This window comes from bacterium (genome assembly GCA_016699995.1).
GTDB lineage: Bacteria > Patescibacteriota > Doudnabacteria > UBA920 > UBA920 > UBA920.
In genome coordinates this window covers 93,548-115,412 of the sequence record CP064996.1, presented here as the reverse complement: position 1 = coordinate 115,412, position 21,865 = coordinate 93,548, and the positions used below count along the sequence as shown (strand labels likewise).

General features: G+C 45.7%; 25 protein-coding genes. 6 read left to right on the top strand and 19 right to left on the bottom strand.

What is annotated here, in order from left to right; all coding sequences use genetic code 11:
• Positions 1 to 76 precede the first annotated feature (76 nt).
• From IPM19_00580 to IPM19_00570, 3 genes are all read right to left on the bottom strand, one after another.
• Positions 77 to 385, bottom strand: a complete 309-nt coding sequence (locus tag IPM19_00580) for a co-chaperone GroES (protein ID QQS23053.1) — start codon at positions 383 to 385, stop codon at positions 77 to 79.
• Between the two features lie 155 nt (positions 386 to 540).
• Entirely contained in the window at positions 541 to 903 is a 363-nt protein-coding gene (locus IPM19_00575; GenBank protein QQS23052.1) for a carboxypeptidase regulatory-like domain-containing protein, read from the bottom strand.
• Positions 904 to 946: 43 nt separating this feature from the next.
• A complete protein-coding gene (locus IPM19_00570; protein QQS23051.1) occupies positions 947 to 1,450 on the bottom strand; it encodes a hypothetical protein in 504 nt (167 codons plus the stop codon).
• 80 nt (positions 1,451 to 1,530) lie between these two features.
• Here IPM19_00570 and IPM19_00565 point away from each other — a divergent pair, with 80 nt between their 5' ends.
• Both IPM19_00565 and IPM19_00560 read left to right on the top strand, forming a co-directional pair.
• Positions 1,531 to 2,283, top strand: a complete 753-nt coding sequence (locus IPM19_00565; protein QQS23050.1) for a class I SAM-dependent methyltransferase — start codon at positions 1,531 to 1,533, stop codon at positions 2,281 to 2,283.
• 84 nt (positions 2,284 to 2,367) lie between these two features.
• Positions 2,368 to 2,676: a hypothetical protein gene (locus tag IPM19_00560; protein ID QQS23049.1), complete on the top strand. Its 309-nt coding sequence runs from the start codon at positions 2,368 to 2,370 to the stop codon at positions 2,674 to 2,676.
• Positions 2,677 to 2,751: 75 nt separating this feature from the next.
• Here the strand turns inward: IPM19_00560 and IPM19_00555 are convergent, their stop codons facing one another.
• Genes IPM19_00555 through mutM form a run of 3 tightly spaced genes read right to left on the bottom strand, consistent with a single transcriptional unit; the run spans position 2,752 to position 5,028 of the window.
• Entirely contained in the window at positions 2,752 to 3,705 is a 954-nt protein-coding gene (locus tag IPM19_00555; protein QQS23048.1) for a nucleotidyltransferase domain-containing protein, read from the bottom strand.
• 37 nt (positions 3,706 to 3,742) lie between these two features.
• A complete protein-coding gene (locus tag IPM19_00550) occupies positions 3,743 to 4,087 on the bottom strand; it encodes a hypothetical protein (protein QQS23047.1) in 345 nt (114 codons plus the stop codon).
• A 14-nt stretch (positions 4,088 to 4,101) separates the two neighbouring features.
• On the bottom strand, positions 4,102 to 5,028 hold the full coding sequence (mutM, locus tag IPM19_00545) for a DNA-formamidopyrimidine glycosylase (protein ID QQS23046.1): 927 nt from the start codon (positions 5,026 to 5,028) through the stop codon (positions 4,102 to 4,104).
• Positions 5,029 to 5,401: 373 nt separating this feature from the next.
• Between mutM and IPM19_00540 the strand changes: the two genes are divergently transcribed.
• The gene (locus tag IPM19_00540; protein ID QQS23045.1) at positions 5,402 to 6,202 is read left to right on the top strand and encodes an inositol monophosphatase; all 801 of its coding nucleotides are present in this window, start codon (positions 5,402 to 5,404) and stop codon (positions 6,200 to 6,202) included.
• Positions 6,203 to 6,268: 66 nt separating this feature from the next.
• A complete protein-coding gene (locus IPM19_00535) occupies positions 6,269 to 7,789 on the top strand; it encodes a bifunctional (p)ppGpp synthetase/guanosine-3',5'-bis(diphosphate) 3'-pyrophosphohydrolase (protein QQS23044.1) in 1,521 nt (506 codons plus the stop codon).
• Between the two features lie 55 nt (positions 7,790 to 7,844).
• On the opposite strand, the gene IPM19_00530 is transcribed toward IPM19_00535, so the two are convergent.
• From IPM19_00530 to lepB, 13 genes are all read right to left on the bottom strand, one after another.
• Positions 7,845 to 8,351 carry a nucleoside-diphosphate kinase gene (locus tag IPM19_00530; GenBank protein QQS23043.1) on the bottom strand — a complete coding sequence of 169 codons (507 nt, stop codon included), beginning with the start codon at positions 8,349 to 8,351 and terminating at the stop codon, positions 7,845 to 7,847.
• Between the two features lie 59 nt (positions 8,352 to 8,410).
• A complete protein-coding gene (locus IPM19_00525; protein QQS23042.1) occupies positions 8,411 to 9,130 on the bottom strand; it encodes a peptidylprolyl isomerase in 720 nt (239 codons plus the stop codon).
• Positions 9,131 to 9,145: 15 nt separating this feature from the next.
• On the bottom strand, positions 9,146 to 10,624 hold the full coding sequence (locus tag IPM19_00520; protein QQS23041.1) for a ComEC/Rec2 family competence protein: 1,479 nt from the start codon (positions 10,622 to 10,624) through the stop codon (positions 9,146 to 9,148).
• A gap of 75 nt (positions 10,625 to 10,699) precedes the next feature.
• A complete protein-coding gene (gene hisS, locus IPM19_00515) occupies positions 10,700 to 11,923 on the bottom strand; it encodes a histidine--tRNA ligase (protein ID QQS23040.1) in 1,224 nt (407 codons plus the stop codon).
• A gap of 85 nt (positions 11,924 to 12,008) precedes the next feature.
• A complete protein-coding gene (locus IPM19_00510; GenBank protein QQS23039.1) occupies positions 12,009 to 12,362 on the bottom strand; it encodes a hypothetical protein in 354 nt (117 codons plus the stop codon).
• 129 nt (positions 12,363 to 12,491) lie between these two features.
• Positions 12,492 to 12,866: a DUF202 domain-containing protein gene (locus IPM19_00505; GenBank protein ID QQS23038.1), complete on the bottom strand. Its 375-nt coding sequence runs from the start codon at positions 12,864 to 12,866 to the stop codon at positions 12,492 to 12,494.
• 134 nt (positions 12,867 to 13,000) lie between these two features.
• Positions 13,001 to 14,215, bottom strand: a complete 1,215-nt coding sequence (ftsZ, locus tag IPM19_00500; protein QQS23408.1) for a cell division protein FtsZ — start codon at positions 14,213 to 14,215, stop codon at positions 13,001 to 13,003.
• Between the two features lie 193 nt (positions 14,216 to 14,408).
• Positions 14,409 to 15,656, bottom strand: a complete 1,248-nt coding sequence (gene ftsA / locus IPM19_00495) for a cell division protein FtsA (GenBank protein ID QQS23037.1) — start codon at positions 15,654 to 15,656, stop codon at positions 14,409 to 14,411.
• A gap of 42 nt (positions 15,657 to 15,698) precedes the next feature.
• Positions 15,699 to 16,142: a GatB/YqeY domain-containing protein gene (locus tag IPM19_00490; GenBank protein ID QQS23036.1), complete on the bottom strand. Its 444-nt coding sequence runs from the start codon at positions 16,140 to 16,142 to the stop codon at positions 15,699 to 15,701.
• A 54-nt stretch (positions 16,143 to 16,196) separates the two neighbouring features.
• On the bottom strand, positions 16,197 to 16,433 hold the full coding sequence (rpsU, locus tag IPM19_00485; protein ID QQS23035.1) for a 30S ribosomal protein S21: 237 nt from the start codon (positions 16,431 to 16,433) through the stop codon (positions 16,197 to 16,199).
• Positions 16,434 to 16,569: 136 nt separating this feature from the next.
• Positions 16,570 to 16,908 (bottom strand): histidine triad nucleotide-binding protein, encoded by a 339-nt coding sequence (locus tag IPM19_00480; GenBank protein ID QQS23034.1) that lies wholly within the window; start codon positions 16,906 to 16,908, stop codon positions 16,570 to 16,572.
• Positions 16,909 to 16,930: 22 nt separating this feature from the next.
• Positions 16,931 to 18,217: an ATP phosphoribosyltransferase regulatory subunit gene (locus IPM19_00475; protein ID QQS23033.1), complete on the bottom strand. Its 1,287-nt coding sequence runs from the start codon at positions 18,215 to 18,217 to the stop codon at positions 16,931 to 16,933.
• An 11-nt stretch (positions 18,218 to 18,228) separates the two neighbouring features.
• Positions 18,229 to 18,840, bottom strand: a complete 612-nt coding sequence (gene lepB, locus IPM19_00470; protein QQS23032.1) for a signal peptidase I — start codon at positions 18,838 to 18,840, stop codon at positions 18,229 to 18,231.
• 195 nt (positions 18,841 to 19,035) lie between these two features.
• On the opposite strand from lepB, the gene IPM19_00465 reads away from it, so the two are divergent.
• Together IPM19_00465 and der are read left to right on the top strand one after the other, a co-directional pair.
• Positions 19,036 to 20,496, top strand: a complete 1,461-nt coding sequence (locus tag IPM19_00465) for an LCP family protein (GenBank protein QQS23031.1) — start codon at positions 19,036 to 19,038, stop codon at positions 20,494 to 20,496.
• 30 nt (positions 20,497 to 20,526) lie between these two features.
• Complete coding sequence (der, locus tag IPM19_00460; protein ID QQS23030.1) at positions 20,527 to 21,846, top strand: ribosome biogenesis GTPase Der; 1,320 nt, start codon at positions 20,527 to 20,529, stop codon at positions 21,844 to 21,846.
• The last annotated feature ends 19 nt before the right edge of the window (positions 21,847 to 21,865 follow it).

The following is a 21,865-nucleotide window of genomic DNA, read 5'->3' as shown; positions in this document are numbered from 1 at the left end:
AGCCGCCCAAGGCTTTGGGCGAGGCTGGCGTAGCAGTTCAGCGACTGTGAGAAACTATTCTGCGCTTCAAAATATATTAATTAATAATCGCAACAGCTTGTGAATCTTCGTCTTCTGCCACGTAAACAATTTTGTACTTCTCAGCTTTGCCGCCAGATTCCCCTGGAACTTCTACTTCGGCGATCCCATAGCCGTTAAAGACGATTTTGTCGCCGACTTTGATTCCGCATTCGGAGATATGCTTGCCATCGCCTACAGCAATAACTACGCCTTGATTTGGCTTCTCTTTGCCTTCACTGGCCGGCAGAACTATACCAGAGGCAGTCACCTCTTCGACTGATAATTGCTTGACCAAAACGCGATTTCCTAAAGGTTTGATATTCATACAAGTCTATTAATGATAATTAATTGTATATAAAATGTGTGGTTAAGAAAAGGTATCATAGGACCTCAATATCCATTATAAAAAAAATAGCACTCTTGTCAAGTGAGTGCTAAAACTTAAAAACGTTACCAGGTCTGAAAATTTAATTTTGTGAATTAATCCACGCCTCTAAAGACAAGACCTGAGAGCTTACTGGTCACATTGATCACCCTCGACGTGAAACGATAAGGTGTCCCAGCCACTCCTATCACGTAGGTTTGATCAGCTGGTACCTTATAGAACGTAAATGCTCCCAGTCTGTTGGTAGTCACTGTCCGACGGTTTTGCTCTGCATCTGTAAGAACAACTGTAGCGCTCCGAAGAGCTTTCCCGCGTGGGGTAAAGACTCGCCCCTTCACAGAAACCAGATTGACTGACTCCTCTCTCACAGACTTATCGGCCGATTGAGCCCCTACGATTTGTGGGGATAATGCCAGTATACAAAATGATGTCAGTAAAATAGCGATTAGTTTTTTCATATTTACCTCCTTCTTAGAAGTCAAAGCAAGCTGGTTAAACTCGCTATTGTGGTAAAAGAGCTAAAGCCGTATCGTAGGCCGCCTGAACGTCGGCCATGCCGTCTGCATTCGGTACGATGCGCTTGTTGTAACTTTCCTCTGCTTGAGGGCCTGGGAAATTTACCAATACACCGCTAGAATCATCTACCTTACCATCAAGGTCATCATCATCGATCTCAAAAATATTTTGAATATCGGAATTTGAAACGGTCGCATACACTGTCAAGCCGGAGGATTGCTCACTCTCGGTTAGAACATACGTATAAGCTTCTATAATTTCGCCGTTAGCGTCCAAGACGGCCATCTTAAAATGCGTTACTGTCGCATTCACTGCACGCAGCTGCTTCCAACCGGCATATTCAGCCTTGTTTTCGGCATGCACAGCAAACGCCATTTTCTTGTGAAGGTCAGAGTTCTTGCTATTATCATCGTCGGAGCCGCAATAAGCAGCCAGCAGACCAACAATAAAAGTCAGCACCATCAGGATAAGCCTTAGTTTTGTAATCATGTTTCCCCCAATATTTTGTATTTTCTGCATGTAGGATATTGGATGCAAGGGTATTTGTCAATCTGATATACTACTCATATATGAAATTCAAAACCTCGCGCGAATCTTACGACAACCCAGAAGGCGCGCAAAACTACTTGGAGTTTTTAGCCTCGGAAGACGGGCAATTTTTTAGAAAAATCTTGCATGAAAGTTTTTATAACCGCCTTGGCAATAATAAAGATCAAAAAATCTTGGACGCAGCCTGCGGTCCGGGCTGGCTGTCCGACCAGCTCTCTGCTGAATTTGCGAACATCGAAGCGCTTGATGCTTCGGGGCCATTTTTAGAACACGCTAAGCAAACATACCCGAACCTAAAATTTACCGCCGGAGACTTAAACGACACCCTTCCCTACAACGACAATGAATTCGATTCTATCATCATGAGCATGGCTGCGCACGATGTAGAAGACCAAGTCAAAACATTTACCGAGCTGCGCCGTATTCTCAAACCAGGCGGCAAGTTTATGTTAACGTTTGTAAACCCGTATTACGCCTTTCCGGTTGGAGTATGGAAACGCGGCATTATTGGGCGCCTGCTAATGCGCCGCCCGCGGCTTCTACTCCGTCCGTACCACTGGTTTGCCAAAGAGGAACGCGGCTTCACTTTCAACAAAACTTTGGAATGCTATTTTTACAAACTGTCCGAGCACCTCAATCATTTAAGAGAAGCTGGCTTCCAGTTTGAATTCATGAAAGATCTCGAATCGCTTGAGGATAGCAAAAATTACAATCTGCAATACCGACTGCATCGCTTCCCTATCATTCTCTACGTAGAATTCTCAAAACCATAAGATTCAAACCGGCAGGCTCTCCCGCCGGTTTTTTATTTGACTCCCATCTTAGCAGTGGTATTGTAAATAAAGTTAGGAGGACTCATGAAAAAAGAAAAGGTCATCGCAATCAGCGTGGAATACGCAGAAATGCTTAAATCTCGGTACCCGCCGGCAAGAATGCCAGACGAAGGCTTAGGCGAATACCAAGAAGCGAACAAAGCTGCATGGCTCAGCCATGCCAGCTACATGGCGCAAGAAATCCCCAACTTTATAGAAGCCGATCGCTATGGTAAAGCGATGCGCTGGCTGGGCTACCTGCAAGCTATTCTCACTATGGCTGGCATAGTGACGCTAAAGCAACTTAAAACCATGAATATGCCCGAAGGGGCCACGTATGATCGTGACGCATAAAAATATAGTACAAAACAAAACCGCAACCATTTGGTTGCGGCTTTTTATTTTGCTTTGCTCCACTGCCCAAATGACCTACCCAAAAAATCCTTTTAACAACGCTTCGTGTTTGCTTTCTGGATGAAAGCTAAGTTCATCGTCTTTCACAAAAATAAATTTATCCTGTTTAATCCTTTTCAGCTGAATCTGGCCCAATTGTCGCTCCAACCACAACCCGGCTCGATGATTCAGCAGCAACTCCCAAAAAGCTTGCACAACTGATTGAGGCTCATGAAGGTCTGTATTAAAGTTTGCATTTGGGAAAAATACCTTGATCCATTTTTCGTTAGCCTTCTGAAACTGCCGGGTAGTTTGCGGGTACACCAGCGGGCGCAACTTAGCGTACTCCATAGCCTTATACAAATTGCGCTCGGCATCCACCTCTCGGGTATTGGCAATATAATGATTGAGGCAAAACCGATTGATGATTTTTTTGCCATGGCGACGCACGCCCAAGACCTGAAAATACACGCTCAAAAATATCCGAGCCAGCCACATAAATCTTGAGTCGGTAATGATAAGCAGATCGATATCGCTGGTCGGGCGCTGCAACCCAAACGCCTGGGAGCCGGCCAGGCTGATTCCCCGCACAAAAGGCAGATGTCGGGTGAACCCTATGTATCTGCGCATTAATTTTTCTCTGCGCAAACCATAACGATAAGCTTGCAAACGCTTATCAATTAGGTTGGTGTCGCCGGAATTAACAATAACCGATCCATTAACCTGCTCCTTATTCAATGCATAGAAGCCATGTTTAGAAACCAGCTTGCCTTCCTTGCATAAGATATCGAGGTTAGCCAGCAAAGTGTCGAAGTGCACTACTGAGCCTGTCCCTTCGGGAAGGTCCAACGGGAGCTCATAAGTGCCGTCGATCCGGCTCTTTAGAGCAGACAAGTCGGATACTAAATACCGCCACACTTCGAAGCTTGTGAGCGGATAGTCTTGAAGGTCGAAAAATTTAATTGTGGAGAGGATGCGTTCTGATAGCATGAAAATAAATATTGATGCAAAACCTAGTTAGGCGTTTCTACAGGCCCAGTGCCGCGGTGCTAATTTCATCCCAATCACCCATATCGTTTTCTTTGAATACGCGTAGCTTATGAGTAAATTCTGTATCCGAAAACTTATAGTCAATGCGGGCGGTGTCATTAGCGCGCTTGGCATGATGTTCGGTACGCTCTAAAACAAGAGGTTTATTTTCCCGTTCCAGCTTATAGCGATCACCCTCGCGGTCAAAAATTAAAACGTTAACATAGCCGCGCACTTCGGGCCCATCCATAGTTTGGGCAGTTAGATCCTCGCGGGTAATTTCGACATTATCAAAAGTATCCTGAGCCATATCTACAAATTGTTGCCAACGTTCGTCTGTCATATTATTTTCCCTGGTTATTTCTGCTCTTTTGGGCAATAGCTAGTGGTGCGTCCGCCCAATTTCTTACTTAAAATTATTGTACCACAGCCGAGGCACGGCTGGCCCTTGCGCCCGTAAACATAGTGGTGCTTGCCCATGCTTCCCCATTTACCGTCGGTGCGAATAAAGTCGCCCACGCTGGAACCTTTATATTTAATGCCGGTTAACAGCACTGGTTTAATCTGCTCGAAAACCGCTCTTAGCTCGCGCGGTCGAATGGTATCGACGGTGCGATCGGGTCGGACGCGGGCATGGTATAAAATTTCATCACTATATATATTCCCTATTCCTACCACAACCTTGGTATCCATGAGAGCCAGTTTTATAGGAATCTTCTTTCTATTCTTTAAACTGCTGGCAAAAACCTCGTAGGTAAATTCCTTTTCCAAAGGCTCAGGTCCGTACTCTTTAAATTCCTTCACCTTATCGATGTCTGCATCTTTAACAATACGCAAGTAGCCAAACTGGCGCGTATCGTTGTAATACAAAGTAGAACCATCAGTGAATTTAAAAATTACGTGAGTATGCTTAGCAGGAAGCTTTACCAAAGGAGCAGTAAGCTTGTTTAAAATCCGATACTGGCTGCCGGTCTTCTTAGCTTGAACCTTGTCTTCAAAAATAAACTGTCCGGTCATTTTTAAATGAGCCAGCAAAGACAACGGCCCGTCTACATCAAAAATAAGCATCTTGCCTCGGCGCCGTACGCTTAAAAATTTTCGCCCTTCTAGCAAACGTGCAAATTGATTAACTGTTTTCTGCGAAGTATTGCGAACATTGCTAACAGTCTGCGGACCAATACTGATGATCTTACCCATATTCACAATAACACGGTCAATTTTTCTGTTTTTTAGTTTCTTGTTCAGCTCTGTTACAACAGTCTGAACCTCCGGTAGTTCTGGCATAGGTTCAGTATGCCCAACGAACATAAAAATTTCAAACAAAAATAAAACCATCTATTAAAGATGGTTTTATTTCGGTTCTTGTTGTTTTAGAACGGATCGCCGTGTGCATCATACCACACACATGAATCCTTTTTCAAGGATGGTGGACCGGACGGGAATCGAACCCGCAAAGAATGGGTGGCGATCCGTTCTTTCTCAACCAGAGAACCGACCCACATATTTGAATACTACTTATTTTCGATTCAAGATTAAGTTAAAATTCAATCCAAAATATTCAATTTTCTCTTGATTTTTGCTAAAGACTATACAAAATATCAATATTGACCATCGTACGGAATTCTGCTAAAGTATAAAGTCATTTTTAGGAGGATTGATGAAAAAAGAACAAGTAACATTAAAGCAATTTCTGCTGAGCACCACTCTGGCTGCGGGCAGACTGACCCGGAAGATGTTTGGAAATTTTGGCGAGGTATGCGAAAAATCCGGCAGTCTCGACCTAGTTACCGAAGCAGATAAAAAGTCTAACGAACTGTTTTACAACCGAATCAAAAAAATGTTCCCGGATCATGGGATCGTATCGGAAGAGATTCCGGCAGAAGGAATAGATAACGAATATGTTTGGGTCATAGATCCGCTCGACGGCACGCTTAACTATCGCACAGGGGTGCCGTGCTATGCGATCATCGCTGCCCTAAAGCATAAAGGCCAGACGCTCTATGGAGCGGTGTATGATCCGATCCATAACGAAATGTTTTTTGCCGAAAAGGGCAAAGGCGCTTTCAAAAACGGCAGCCCTACAAACTGTTCTGCACACGATACAATTCGGGACAGTATCGGTCTAACCAATGATTCAATATCCTTCCTTCGCAAAGACTTCTTTAACAAAATACTAGAAGTCGTTCAGGAAAAATCGGCCTGGGCCAGCAGCCTTGGTTGCACCGGAGTAAGTTGCAACTACATAGCCGACGGCCGCAAACACTGGTATATCTGTTCCGGCGGTGGCGGAGTGTGGGACTACGCTGGCACGGTTTTACTACTGGAAGAATCTGGCTGCTTAGTAACCGATCTTAAAGGCGAGCCATGGGAAACCGGCACCGGACCCTTTGTGGCCGCCAATCCGATTCTGCATAAGCAGCTCATCGAGATCACTAAGACCATATCTAAGCCTCATTAATTTGAGGCTTTTTATATTGCATTTATGCCAGAAAATAGTGCGTTTTTATTTGCTATAATACCCTATATGCAAGATTTCTTTAATTCAATTCCGCATAAATTTAATGCCAAAGATAAGGGGCTTATTGAACATGCGCTGAGCTTTGCCCGCCGGGCCCACCAGGGGCAAAAGCGAAAAAGTGGCGAAGACTTTGTACACCACCCTATGGCAGCGGCTACGATTTTAGGACAAATTTTTCCGGACACAGCTACGATCGTAGCAACTATCTTGCATGACATTACCGAAGATACCCAGACCACCTTAGAAGACCTTACAAAAGAATTCGGCGAAGAAATCGCTGAGCTTGTTGATGGTGTCACAAAGCTCGGGCAAGTGCGCCTGCTAAACAGCCAGGATGAATACTACGTAGAAAATTTGCGCAAAATGTTTATTGCCACCAGCAAGGACGTGCGAGTAATGCTTATCAAGCTTTCCGATCGTTTGCATAACATGCGCACGCTCGAACATTTACCCCCCGAAAAGCAGCAAAAAATTGCCACAGAAACCTTGGGGATGTATGCGCCAATTGCCGGACGCCTAGGTATTGGTTCCTGGAAGGACGAACTGGAAGACATGTCTTTCAAGATTGTGGACCCCGAAAATTATACTAAAACCGAACAGCTGCTTAACGACCAATTAGCCAAACGAGCGAAGAGTATCAAGGAAATGCAAAAGGAACTGTACTCAATTTTAAAGCTGGAAGGAATAAAATTCGAAGAAATTACCGGCCGCACCAAGCGTATCTATTCACTCGCAAAAAAGTTAGAGCGATACGACAACGACATCACCAAAATCCGGGACTTATATGCACTACGAGTCATCACCAAATCGACAGCCGACTGCTACGCTGTTTTGGGTATCATCCATAAGCACTTTAATCCAGTTCCCGGACGCGTTAAAGATTTTATTGCCACCCCAAAACCAAACGGCTATCAAAGCATCCACACCACAGTGTTCGACGAAGACGGTGAAGTATTCGAGGTGCAGGTTAGAACCGATCTCATGCACGAAACCGCCGAGAGAGGTATCGCCGCACACTGGTTTTACGCCGAAAAGGGCAAACCAGAAAATTTAGAACGCGGCCAGAAATGGTTCCAAGAGCTGCGCGCCTGGCAGGAGGAGATGGTAGCTCACCCAGAAGAATTCTTAGAAGGATTAAAAGTGGATTTCTTCAAGGACCGCATCTTTATACTCACGCCCAAGGGCGATGTAAAGGACCTGCCCGTTGGGGCTTCGGTTATCGACTTTGCTTTCGCAGTCCATTCCGATCTGGGCTACCAAATGATGGGCGCCAAAGTAAATGGTAAAATAGCCCGCCTAGCCGATGAGCTGCACCAAGGCGATGTTGTGGAGATTTTGAAATCCAAAAAACCAGCGACGCCTTCGCGCGACTGGCTTACCGTAGCCAAAACCAGTCATGCCCGCAGCATGATCCGCAAGTACCTACAGGAAAATGACAAAGGCATCTTCCAGCGGGTGCGCGAAATTAAGCTGCAGGATATCTCGTCCCGCATGCCCGGCCTACCGACTTTCTTCAGAAAAAAGTAAGCCATACTAATTTGAATTAAAAAAATAAAACCGCCTTTCCGGCGGTTTTTTAAATTTATTTATTAAGCGTTTTTCCAGTATAAGTAGGATCATGGCTGATCAACTCTGCCTCGTCGAACCAAACGCTGATCTCCTGCTTAGCTTCCTCCACGCTGCTTGATGCATGGATCAAATTATAAAGCTTGGAGTTATGCTTATCGGTGTGCTTAAAGGAGACATGCGAATAGTCGCCGCGGATAGTCCCTGGGGCAGCGGACTTTGGCTCGGTTCCTCCAACCATTTTGCGAATCAGCTCAACAGCTTCAATTCCTTCCAAAACCATCGCTACAATCGGTCCCGATACGAGCATGTCTACCATAAGATTGCGGACATGTTCGCCACGGCGAATGGCTAGATCCTCAGTGTAATGGCCGGTGGCATGATCATGAGTTGGCACGAGCATCTTCATCCCGACTATCTTAAGCCCGACTCGCTCGAAGCGCTGAATAATCTCCCCTACCAAGCCGCGGTCAATCGCGTCAGGCTTAAGGAGCACTAAGCTTTGTTCCATTGTTTCTTCCATGAAATAATATTAATTAAATTGATCGAAAAGTTTTAAGCGTCGGCAAGGCGCCGCGCATGCTACTTATCGGAAACAGTCGCTTTTTTAATCACGACTTTTTCCTTTGGCGCGCCATCACCGCCGCCGAATGGACCAGGGGCAATCGGCACACCGCCGATTTTATCTACTACGTCGGTGCCAGCCACAACTTTACCAAATACGGTATACTGGCCATCCAACATCGGAAGCGCATCTAAAGCAATATAGAACTGACTACCAGAAGATTCGCGGTTAGGATTAACGTTGTCGCCCTGGCGCGCGGTTGCGACAGAGTACTTTAGATGAGGCAGTTTAATTTCGGCCGGAACAGTGTAACCAGGACCGCCTGTACCGTCCCCATTAGGATCACCACCCTGGATGACAAAACCATCAGCTACACGGTGGAAAGTTAGACAGTCATAGAAACCAGATTTAGCTAGTTTTAAGAAATTTTCCGAAGTCTTAGGCGCAGCAGCACGATCTACTTCGATCTTAATGTCGCCGAAGCCTTCGACGCTGAGGGTTACAAATTTATCGGTTGAGTTTACAGTCACTTTATTTATATCTGAATTATTAAATGTTCTTTCACAGGGTTCTGCCGGAGTTGATTCGGTACCGGTTGTTTGGGCAGTTTGCTCATTCTCGGTTTGGGTCTGTTCGGACTGTTCCTCAGTAGTGTCACTGGAACGACCCCAGATGAACCAACTAGCAACACCCAATACCACCAAAGCAATTATTACGTAAACGATTTTTTTATTCATAATTTGCCATTCTGTTTAAATGATTATTTTTGTTATCTTATCAGACGAAACAGTATTTTTCAACTGCCCTTTTCGGCTTCGGAAATAGAATGATTCGCGCAGCAAAAAAGTAATGATGTAATAGCCAATTACGATAAGCAAATTTGATTCCACGGCAACTGTGCTGTACCGCCATGAGGCCAAGGTCGTAGTGATCTTTAGGATTACCGCCACCATTATCTCTGTTATCGGAGCGCTAGCGATGCTAATAAGGGGTAGCAAAGTTAATGCACCGAACAACATGACTATCTCCACCAATGGCAGCACCAGCAAATTGGCTACGGGCGCAACAACACTAAATGTTCCGAAATAAAAAGCGATAATGGGCGCAGTAAATATAATGGCACCTACGGTTGGCCAAAGCAAATCTCCCAACCAGCCCTCGCGTTGTAGATGAGTTCTTAACTTTCCTGCTTCCAACACGCCGGCAGTCGCCGCCACGCTGAGTTGAAATCCAATATCATAAAACAATTGCTTGGGATTTATTATTGTCATTATTACCACAGCCATTAGCAATGTATGATAGCTCGAAGTAAACCGGCCCGTACTGCGCGCAGTTAAAACAATAGTAGCCATTACCCCGGCCCGAAACACGCTCCCTCCACCCCCTGTCAGCATGACAAACATCCAAATTACACCCAAACTCAAAGTGTCTCCAAGGCGGCGTCCTAACATCCAACCGACGCCGCCAATGCTACCGGCAATAATTGCCAAGTTAAACCCCGAAGCCACTAAAATGTGAGTTAAGCCAGTGGCCTTAAAAGCCTCACCGATTGGTTTGGGCATTTCGTCCGAATAACCGATAATCATACCTAAAACAATGCTTGCTGCGTTGGGGCTTAACTTGCTGTTAATAGTTTGAATCACCCAACTGCGGAGGCCCCACAGCATCGTCCCCAATGGAGCATTGTGCTTTTCGATTACGGCAATTTTCGGCTTGTCTAATTCGGCGTACACATTACTCTTCTGTAAATACGAGACGTAATTAAATGAGCTAAAATTTTCCGGCTGCTTGATGCGTCCTCGTATCCATACTCTATCCCCGGCCCGCACCTTAAGAGGAATGCGCAAGCTGGCCCGTAATGACTGGGTAAAACCGTCCGGTCGGATCATTAACGCCTGATTCCCAGACGCAGTGATAGTCGGCCAGCCAGTGACTACCCCCTCGGTATTAACCGAAGATCCTACAAGAGCCGAAAATTGGCTAGCCTGAATATTACCCATCCAGCTTATTCCGCCTGCGCTTAACCCTAAACAGACTGCAACTACAAACTGCGCCACCCTTGCTGCTCTTACCGGCACTCTCAAGCATAACCCCAGCATAAAAACCAATCCAAGCATTCCTAGCCCGATAGCAAGGACTTGTATTGCAGCATTTGTGAGCAACTCGGCATATGCCAGAATTATTCCAACAACAAACGACCATAAAAAAATAGAAACAGATTTAGCAATCATGTTCCTATTATGAATACTATCCGTTCAAGGCCTAGTAAACTATTTATAAAGAAAAGAAGATATCTTTTATATATCTTATCTAATTTTATCTGCTAGTTCGTCAATAGAAACTTCTTCTTGTTCTCTAGTGGAAAGGTTTTTGAGTTTTACTTTACCGCTGGCGATTTCCTCTTCGCCCATGACAACCGCAAACGGAATATTCTTGCGCTCGCCGTATTTGAACTGTTTGTCCAATTTTGCTGCCTCATAGTACAGTTCGGTGTTAATGCCGGCGCTGCGCAGCTGGGTGACTAGCTTAATATATTCGCTTTGATACCTTTCATCCTGATTCAGTACCAATACCTGAATGCCGCTGGTCTTAGGGATTAGCCCTAATTCTTCTAAAGCGCCATACAAGCGGTCGATTCCAATACTGCCTCCAACCGCCGCAAGGGACTGACTGGAAAACTGATCCACTAAGCCGTCGTAGCGGCCGCCGCTGCAGATGCTGCCGTACTCCGGCTTCTCCGGCAAAACTGTCTCGAAAACTGTGCCGGAATAATAATCCAAGCCGCGAGCAATGGTAGGATCGAATTCAATTTGACCCTTAAGCCCATATTCTTTGAGTCCATCTATAACCTTTTGCAGTCGACCAGGAACAGCTACGCGAGTCCCCTCTACCAATTGAATAGCAAGATCAATCTCCGACTGGCTAACGCCGCGGTCGTTCATTTCTTTTGTAATTCCTTCGATGCCGATTTTATCAACCTTATCCAAAGAGCGAATAGCGTCTGGGCTTAAATCTTTTAGCAACTCACGGTCGCTTATGCGGATTTTATAATTAGTTACACCCAAAGATTCTATAGCCTTTGCGCAACAGGCAATCACCTCTGCGTCCGACAAAGGACTATCGGTGCCCACGCTGTCCACGTCGCACTGGTAGAATTCGCGCAAGCGGCCCTTCTGAGGATTATCCGCGCGCCAAACCGGGGCAATTTGGTAACGCTTAAACGGCAAAGGCAAGCCCCCCAGATTTTGCGCCACGTAACGGGCCAAAGGAACAGTCAGATCATATCGCATGGCAACATCACGGTCGCCGTTATCTTTAAAGCTGTACACGAGCTTCTCATCATCGCCATACTTCCCCATCAAAATTTCTTTGTATTCCAAAACCGGGGTCGACAATGGCAAAAAACCAAACTGCTCAAACACAGATTGGATCCTTGCAAACATGGCCTGTCGGCTAGCTTGTTCTTCTAAACCGTAGTCGCGAAAGCCTTTTAACAATCGCGGTTCAATTTTACCTGCTTTGTCTGTCATATATTTATAGATGAATTATAGCGATAAAAATCAAAATAAAAAAGCCGAGATCAGATAATAAATAAGCAAAAAATAAAACCGCCTACTAGAGACGGTGTGTGGTATTTGCACTGACTGCGAACCTGATCTGATCGTTTTTCACGTCAACGATCGCTATGCTGCCAATATTAGTTGGTGCATAAATGAACAGCGCATCGATCAGGCCGTAAAGAGAATCTTCGTCTAGTACGTTTCCAAAAACCAAGTTCAGCCGATCTTTAGTTTTCAGATTAATTCGTATTTCGAAGACAAACTCCCCGCCGGCAGCCGGCTCGGTCATTATGTACTCAGCAAAAAAGGGCTGGTCTTCCACTCTAAAAACTTCTGCTAAGCACGAGTTGTCATGGCAAAAATTCAGTAAGTCGTAGGTTTCCTGGCTATGGCCAGTGAAATCTTCCACCTCCCGAACCTCAACGTCCAAATCATGATCTGTGTTGGTTGCGGCAGTGTCCTCCTCTAGTGGGATATCTATTCTGAGTATACCAAAAACTGCCGAAACAAAAAACCGCCTGGCGACGGTTGAAAGAATTTAGTCTGTGTTTTTACCAAGAAGCTTCATCAGCCACATGCGAGCGGCTGGATTGCGCTTGGTTCCTTCCATATGCTGGTTGATATAGTCGCCTTTCACCTGATGCATGATGCTGTCTACTTTGTTGTAACGGCGATAGCCATGAAACGCCAACCATCCGCCTACTGCTACAAAAGTCCAGCCCAAAGCCTGAGTGTATTCGCTATTAAAGAATTTGATCAAAGTCGCACCGGCAGCAATTAAAGTCAAAGAAGTGCGAATAAACGACATGTAGTTAGTTTCATTCGCCAAGATGGTGCGGTCAATGGCTAAATAATCTCTTAGGATCATGTTCTTATGATCTTGGATATAAGCTTTATATGGTTTTTCGGACATTTTTAAGTGGTACTTTGTTTGTTTTTGTTTCTAAAGCTGACTCGACGTCAGCAGAATTTAACTCTTACTAGTATTATATCATAGTTTAGCCGATTTGTAAAATAAAATCCCCGCATTTTTGTGGGGATTTAGATTTATTTCATTTTCTTGCGTATAAAAGCCGGAATATCTAGCTCATCACCAGAAACCAAATCGTCGTCATTCATTGTTCCGACCGGTTCTACCGGTTTTGGCTTAAACAACGGCTTACGAACAGCAACTGGCTCTGGTTCTGCCTGCTCTTCTTCCTGGGCCATTTCCGGTTCGTTGTAAGCGGGCCTGCTTGGTGCAACTGGACGAGCCGGAATAACTGGTTCATCAATCGGAGAAGTAAAGGAAATCGGGGTCGGGCGGCGGTTATTTTCGTCAAAGCCGGTGGCAATAACAGTAATGCGGAGTTCGTCAGCCATATTTTCATCGATAACAGTACCAAATTTAACCTTCGCGTCCGGATCAACATTTTTGGTAATAACTTTGGCAGCTTCGTCGATTTCGAACATGCCCAAATCCGGACCACCGGTAATATTGAATAACACGCCCTGTGCGCCGTCGATAGTCATATCGAGCAGCGGAGAGTTAACCGCAGCCTTGGCAGCCAGTTCTGCACGGTTTTCGCCGCTAGCAGTACCGATACCCATCATAGCCGTACCAGCATCTTGCATGATTGTGCGAACGTCGGCGAAATCAGCATTGACCAAACCATGGGTAGTGATCAAATCGGAGATGCCGGCAATACCCTGGCGCAATACGTCGTCTACAGTCTTAAAGGCGTCTACCAAAGAAGTCTTCTTATCGATGATTTGTAATATTCGGTCGTTCTGGATAGTGATAATAGCGTCAACTTTGTCTTTCAAGTTTTCATAACCGGTTTCTGCAACCTCGCGCCGCTTGCTTCCTTCAAAAGTAAATGGCTTGGTTACCACTGCGATAGTCAAAATGTCCCGATTCTTAGCTAGCTCTGCAACAGTAGGTGCAGCACCGGTACCAGTTCCGCCGCCAAGTCCGCAAGTGATGAAAATCATATCGGCATTGCTGATTGCGTCTTCGATTTCTTCCTGACTCTCCTCTGCTGCCTGGCGCCCGAGTTCTGGATTCATGCCCGAACCCAAACCTTTAGTAATGCTTTTGCCAATGTGAACTTTTCTGTCTGCTTGGTTGTTATGCAATGCCTGTGCATCGGTATTAATAGAGACGAATTCTACCCCTTTGATCCCTAGTTCGCTCATGCGATCAACCGCAGCAGTGCCAGAACCGCCAATACCCAAGACTTTGATTCGTGCAAATGTTTCGATTTTTGGTTTCACTTCCATAGTTTTTTTCATAGTTTAAAATGGGACGATAATTTAGTTTAAAAAATAAAACACAAAATAACAAGTAGTACCGAGCTATAGCTGAGAGCTGCGGTCAGTGCGATTTGTTATTTTGCGTTTTTAAGTTTTGTTTTGTGTTCTACCTGAGGCGATTTTGCCTATGTTCTTGCCGAGTTTTTGGGTTGTTTTTGCCCTATGGCATAAATCTCTTTAAGCCCTGCCTCAATTTTACCACAACTGAATGATTCCACAACCCTTCAAATGGTTTAGCAAAATTAAAGTTAGAGTAAGGCGTGGAATAGCTGCCGCCCCACAGCGCCAAGCCCACAACAGTGGCAAAAGAGGGGTCGATAACCTGGTCGATGACGGTATCCATTTCTGTTGGACTACCCACGGTTACAGGCAAACGGAAGCGATGCTTGGCATATTCAACCACGCCCGGCAAAACAGCGCCGCCGCCGGTGAGAACAATCCCCGCCGGAAGTTTGCCGTCACGGGAAATAGCCTTTAGCTCACGGCTCACCATGTCAAAAATTTCTTCCAAGCGCGCTTCGATAATCTCGCCTACGACAGTTTGAGGGATCCGCTCTGTCTCTTCCTGATCGATCTTAGAAAGATCCACTTCTGCGAGCTTATCCATCAGCTTTGGAGAGGCACCGCCGTACATAAGCTTAACTTTTTCTGCAGTATCAATTGTACAACGCAAGCCAATCGCGATGTCGTTGGTGATATGCTGGCTGCCAACCGGAATGATCGCGGTGTGAAGCAGATTATTCTCTTCATACACGGCCAGGCTGGTAGTGCCGGCGCCTAAGTCTACCAAAGCCACGCCTAATTCTTTCTGACGCTTGGAAAGCACGGCCTGAGCTGCAGCAACTGGGCTCAGCACCAACTGATCTATTTCCAAACCAGCCTGCAAAATAGCCTTCTGCAAATTTTTAAGAAAAGGGGTGGCGCCGTGGATAAGGATTGTTTCCACTTCCAAACGGATGCCGGTCATGCCAAGCGGGTCTTTGATGCCGGCCTGGCCGTCTAAAGTGAAAGTTTTAGGGATAACATGAATAACCTCGCGGTTAGGCGGGATAGAAATAGCCTGGGAGGCATCGATGACACGGACAACGTCGTTTTCGCTAATCTCGCCGTCGGCACGGGAAACCGCAATCACGCCTTTGGAGTCGATGCAGGCAATGTGATTGCCCCCTACCGCCACATTAGCGCTATGGACCGGCACGCCGGTCATGCGCTCGACTCGCTCGAGCACGGCAGAAATAGAAGACACGGCTTCGTCGATATCGACAATTACGCCGCGACGAAGACCCACAGCTGGTACGCTGCTTGCGCCGATAATATTAATGCGACCAGAGTCTTCTACTTTTCCCTGAACAACCCGGATTGTTTGTGTGCCGATATCGAGACCGACAATATATTGTTCTCGTGCCATTTTTATTTTCAACTGCAGCGGCAAGCGCTGCATCCCTTCATATTATTTTAACTTTTCTTTCAAAATCTTCGCGATCGCTCCCCCATCTGCGGAGTTGCCAAATTGCTGCTTAAGCGCACCCATAGCTTTGCCAAAGTCGCTTGCTACCCAGCCTTCGGCTGCAATCTTTTCATCTGCCACTCTGGCAATTTCTTCTTCCGATACCTGCTCAGGTAAAAACTGCGCCAAGACCTCTGCTTCTGCTAGTTCCTTGGCCGCGCTGTCTTCCCGTCCGCCGGCCTTAAAGCTGTCGGCGGCTTCCTTGCGGCGCTTGGATTCGGATTTAACCAAAGCTAAAATCTCTTCGCTAGTTAATTCACTACCTTTGGAGATTTGCTCGTTAGTAATACGAGTCTTTAAGCCGCGCAATGTGTCGACTGCTAATTGGTTTTTTTCTTTTAATTTCTCCTTGAGGAGAGTTTCAATTTGAGTTAGTGATAAATCCATTAACTTCTCTTAAATGATTGAGGAAACAATTAACGGTTATCCTGCAAGCCAGGCCTAGCGACCCTTCTTAACAGGCTTGAGTACTTTACCAGTTCGCTTCTGCTCTTCGCGGATTTCGCGAAGTTCGCTACGGCGGATAGCAATAGTTCTTTGCAAATTACGGCTCTTCTCAGGTTCAAAGAAACGAGTTTTACGCGCACGCACTAAAACACCGCTTTGTTGAATTTTGCGGTTAAATCGTCTTAACAAACTGTCGAATGATTCGTTTTCTTTACGTTTTACTTCTACCAATTGAACTCACCTCTTTTCTAAAAACCAACCAAATACCTCCGGTTAGTCTTAAATATGCTGTAATTATACTGCATTTAGGCATGGCGGTCAAATCAAAAAACCGCGCTGCATTTTAGGCAGCGCGGTTCAATTTATCTTATTCTTCCAACTGTTTACCACCAAGCACGTGGATATGGATATGAGGAATAACCTGGCCGCCGTCACGGCCGACATTCCAAACCAGTTTATAACCCGACTCCGCCACTCCGGATGCGCGCGCGGCAGACTGGGCTGCCAAAATCATCTGGCCAATGAGAACGCTATCGTCTTCTGTTAAATCATTCACAGACGGAATATGCTGCTTAGAAATCACCTGCAAGTGCACAGGAGCCTTGGGCATAATATCGCGGATGACGATCACGTTATCGGTCTCTGCGATAATTTCGGAGTTAGCTTCCCTGTTAATGATGTTGCAAAATATACAGTTGTCGGCCATGGCTTTAAATATTACTTATTAACTAGCGTCCCAAACGCTTACATACTTCTTCGATAATCTTTTCGTAAGGAAATACTTCCTGCATCCCGCTTTTTACATCACGGAGAATAACCATTTCATCCATTGCTTCCTTCTGCCCCATAATCAAAGCAATCGGCGCCTTATATTCCTGAGCTGCCTTGAGCTGGTTCTTTACGCCTTCGCTGCCAAAGTGATCATGGACTTTGATATTACTAGAAACCAAATCGCGGAATAGTCGAAGGCTCTTCTTAGCCGCCAATTCGCCTAGTGGAACCAAAAATACTTCGCTGTTAAAATCTTTTTCCGCTTCTATCTCGGAAAGCTCCATGGCCTTGGCAACAGTTGCCAGATTGCCGATGAACCCGAATGCCGGGATTAGCTTGCCAGCCATGTTCTTAGAAAGCTGTTCATGATGAGCGCCTTCGCCAATTACTAGCGAATCTTTACCGCCAACGTACTTGATTACAAAATTGGTGAGAGTGGTTCCTTGAGGCCCCGCATAATACTGATTCAGCTGATACGGGATAGCCAATTCGTCTAAAGCCTCCAGAACATTGGTGAAATGAGTTTTGGAATTTTCGTCTAAATAATCTAAAACGCTAGGAGCTTCTGCAACCACCAGCTGGCAGTTAAGATTTTTGCAGCGCAAGGCATTCAAAGCCCGAACCGGCAAATGATTAACGCAGTCTTCACACAGGTCAAAGTCCTTGCCCTTAAGGTAATCGCGCAAAACGTTTTGGTAGCTGGACTGCGAACCACTATCCCCCAGCATGTTGATTTCAATCTGTATGCTTTCCTCAAGCCCTAAGCGCTTTAAAAATTCCCACACCGCGCTAATGACCTGAGCTTCGGATAAGTGATTGAACGAACCCAACACTTCGAAGCCAAACTGATAGCCGAAATGCGCCGCCTGCCGTTCGTCCTGTTCCACTACATTATCGAGGTAGAACCACTTGGACATTGGCTCAGATTCCGAAACCTTGTTTTGTACGTAATAGCGCAAAACCGAGGGCAATACGCTAGAGCGGAGGGCTACAGATTTAGTGCCGAGCTGGGTATATATAGTGCGCTGCAAGATATGCGGCTGGTCGCGGTAAATATCATTATAAGTCTTCTCATCTTCTACGATCGGAGTTTCTATTGGCAAAAAGCCATAGCTACGGCTGGTTTTATGCAAGCGCTTTAAAATAGTGTTCCAGTATGGCCCGCTCTGGGTAAAAATCTCCTTCAATCCGTTCAGGCTTCCTGGTTTGGTAGCAGCTGGTATTTTTTTTGCAACTTTAGTCATTATAATAATCTCTATTTATTAAATTCGGCTTCATCAAAACTTGGCAATCCAAATGTACTTATAGGGAAGGCGCGCAACCAGGCAATGCCGACAATATCATGTTTCGGCAAAATGCCCCATACTCGGGAGTCACTGGAGGCCAAGCGGTTATCGCCCATCACGTAATACTCATTGTCGCCCAAAGTGACAATCTCGTCCTTGCCGAAAGTAACGTCATTGTTAGGCAGATAAGGCTCATTGATGTAAGTTCCTTCTGGATATTCTTTAGTAAACAGCTTAACACGGCCATTATCGATCTGAACTTTTTCGCCCGGTAAGCCTATAATGCGCTTAATGAAATACTGGGAGGTATCTTTCGGGTAGCGGAAGATGATTACATCGCCGCGAGCTGGTTCGTTAAACCGGTAAGTCATCTTGTCGACGACCAGATATTCGCGATCATGGAAATTTGGCACCATAGAAGAGCCAGAAACCACAAACGGCTCAGCGACAAAGATTCTAATAATGAACATCAAAACAACTGCAATGACAATAATTCGGATAAGCTCCCACAAAAAAGAATTAACAGTCGGCTTCTGCTCGTTTTCGTCTACTGCTTCGATTGTGATTTTTGATTCGGACATATTTTGTTTCGTAATTAATCTTTAGTGATGTTTTTTGGGTAAATAACATCTGAACTATAACACCGGAAGCATACCTGTGCAAGGGCTAAAACCTTAAAATAAGAGCTAAAATTTACAGAATTTTCTTAAATTTATGCCCTTAACTAAACGTTCCCGATTAGGTATAATATACGAGTATTTATCTGGAATTTCTTTATGCCTTCATCTCCAAAAATTAAGAGCACGAACATCGATAACACCGGCAAATCTTCCGCCGATGATTTTTTAACCGAAAATAAGCCAAAGTCTTTTGGCCTTAAATCAATTGCAGAACCACTACCTCCTTCTGAGCCTCAGAAGAGATCTCGCAGAACCTTAAAAGTCATCCTTGGCTTCATTATTGTTATTATCATAGCTCTGGGCGGAGTCGCTGCAGTGCGTGCCACCAACTTATTGGATAAAATTTTTGTCGGCAGCAACCATAGCCTATTCGGACAAGTGGCAAATATTATATCCAGCCAAACGGGCAGCAAGCTGCTAGGAGAAAAAGACGGCCAGATCAATATCTTGCTTCTCGGCATCGGCGGGGTCGGCCACGACGGCCCATACTTATCCGATACTCTGATAGTGGCGCAGATTCGTCCAGGCGATAAGAAGGCTACCCTCATTTCCATACCCCGCGATTATTTGGTTAACACAAAAGAGTTAGGCCAAAGAAAAATCAACGCAGTATTTGCAGAAACTTTCAGCAAGGATAAAAACTGGGAAAAGGCCGGAAACGCTACCTTAGAAGTCGTAGAAAAAATTTCCGGTTTAGACATACCCTACTTTGCAGTTGTAGATTTTGAGGGCTTTAAAAAAACTGTTAACCTGCTCGGTGGCGTAGAAGTTAACGTAGAGCGAACCTTCACCGACTATACTTTCCCGAACAATACCGGCGGCTATATTCCGGCTGTTACTTTTAAGGAGGGAGTCGAAGTGATGAACGGTGAACGCGCTCTGATCTTTGCCCGCTCCAGACACGCAGCCGGACCAGAAGGCACCGACTTCGCCCGCAGCGCGCGCCAGCAAAAAATCATCGCAGCCTCAAAAGCAAAGCTCATCTCGCTTAATCTGATCTCCGATGCCGGAAAGATCAATGAGCTGTTCACCATTGTCGGCGATCACTTCCATACCAACCTAAGCGCTGGAGAAATGATTCGCTTGTACAACATCGGCAAAGACTTAGGCAGCGACCAGATTGCAAGCTTAAGCCTCGACCCGACCTCGAACCTCATCTGCCCGGAAGTCTTAGAAACCAACGGAGCTTATGTGCTTACAATCTGCCCTGGAAAAACCAGTGAAGACATCGCTGACTACTTCAAGAACAGCTTCTCCACCGGCCAGGTCACTGCAGAAAAAGCTACCGTCTGGCTGGCCGACAGCTCGGTTGCCGGCAAGCTATATAAAAAAGCCGAAGCCGAACTCGTTAACAATGGTCTCACCGTTTACAAGGTCATTTATACCGGCAAACCTTTAACCCAAAGTGTTGTATACCCAGTTAATCATAAGGAAGCTACAATTAACCTAATTAAAGACCAGCTAAACGCTAGCGAAGTATCGCTGGCTCCACCCGGTATTAAAATCGATCCGGCCAAAGTAGATGTAATTGTCATCCTCGGCGAAAATCCTCAGTAGACTCGGGTATTAAAACTTAATTTTTAAAATATGAATCAGCGTCTCCCAATCGTTGCAATTGTTGGCGAGCCTAATGTAGGCAAATCAACCTTGCTAAATAAAATTGCCGGAACCAGGCTGGCAGTTACTTCCGAAGTAGCTGGCACAACCCGCGACCGTCAATATGTAGACACCGTCTGGAATGGCGTTGACTTTACTTTGGTGGACACAGCCGGCATCACTTTCGGCAACAAGCAGGAACTCGAAGCAGAACTTTCTGAGCAAATAGAGAACGCTTTGGTGGAAGCGGATATGATTCTGTTCGTCGTGGACAGCAAGACTGATCCGAGCACCATAGACCGCAAAACGGTAGTTAAATTTCGAAAAACCAAAAAGCCAGTTGTGCTGGCCATTAACAAGCTTGATTCCCCTGTTAAGTTTCGGGAAGCCGGCGGATCTTTTGCCAAGCTGGGCATAAAGAGCGCCTTCCCTATTTCCAGCGTTACCGGCCGGGGCATTGGCGACCTGCTCGATCACGTTAGCAACGAGCTCAAAAAGCTAAAGATTCCCGCGCCGGAAAAAATTCCCGGCATACCAGTCGCGATTGTAGGCAAGCCTAACGTAGGCAAATCCAGCCTGATAAATAAAATCCTAGGCGAGGAGCGCGTGGTCGTGTCAGACATCCCGGGCACCACTCGAACATCGATCGATGTGTCCGTTAAATTTAATGGGACGGATTTCACATTTATAGATACGGCCGGGCTAAAGAAAAAGTCTTACCGTCAGGCACAGCCCGATGTGTTTTCGGTGTTCCAGACTTTTAAATCCATTCGAAAAAGCGAAGTGGTGCTGTTTGTGATTGATGCTACCGAAGAAATTACCAAGCAGGACATGGCTATTGCCGGAGATATACTGGAACTTGGCAAGGGTGTTGTGATCGTCGCTAACAAGATGGATAAATTTGATGGCGATGAAAAGCAGCTGCAAGACTATGTCTCGCATCATTTCCCTTTCTTGTGGTTTGCACCTGTATTCTTTGTATCCGCCCAATCCGGAGATAATATAAATAAGGCACTCAAGGCCATCGAGCCAATTTACCAAGCCCGCGGCAAAGAAATCGCCCAAGAAGATATAGACCAGCTGCTGGAATATACCTTAAAGAAAAATCCGCCGCGCCGCATGCTAGACCAGAAAGCTCCCAAAGTCCATGGACTCCGCCAGATTGGCACCCATGCGCCAATGTTCGAACTGATCGTTAATCACCCTGCTGCGATTTCTACGCAGTACAAGCGCTACCTGGAAAAGGAGATAATCAAAAAGTTGGATTTCTGGGGAACACCAATTAAGATCCACCTGATAAAGAAGACCTAAGCAACTGCTCGGGCACCGG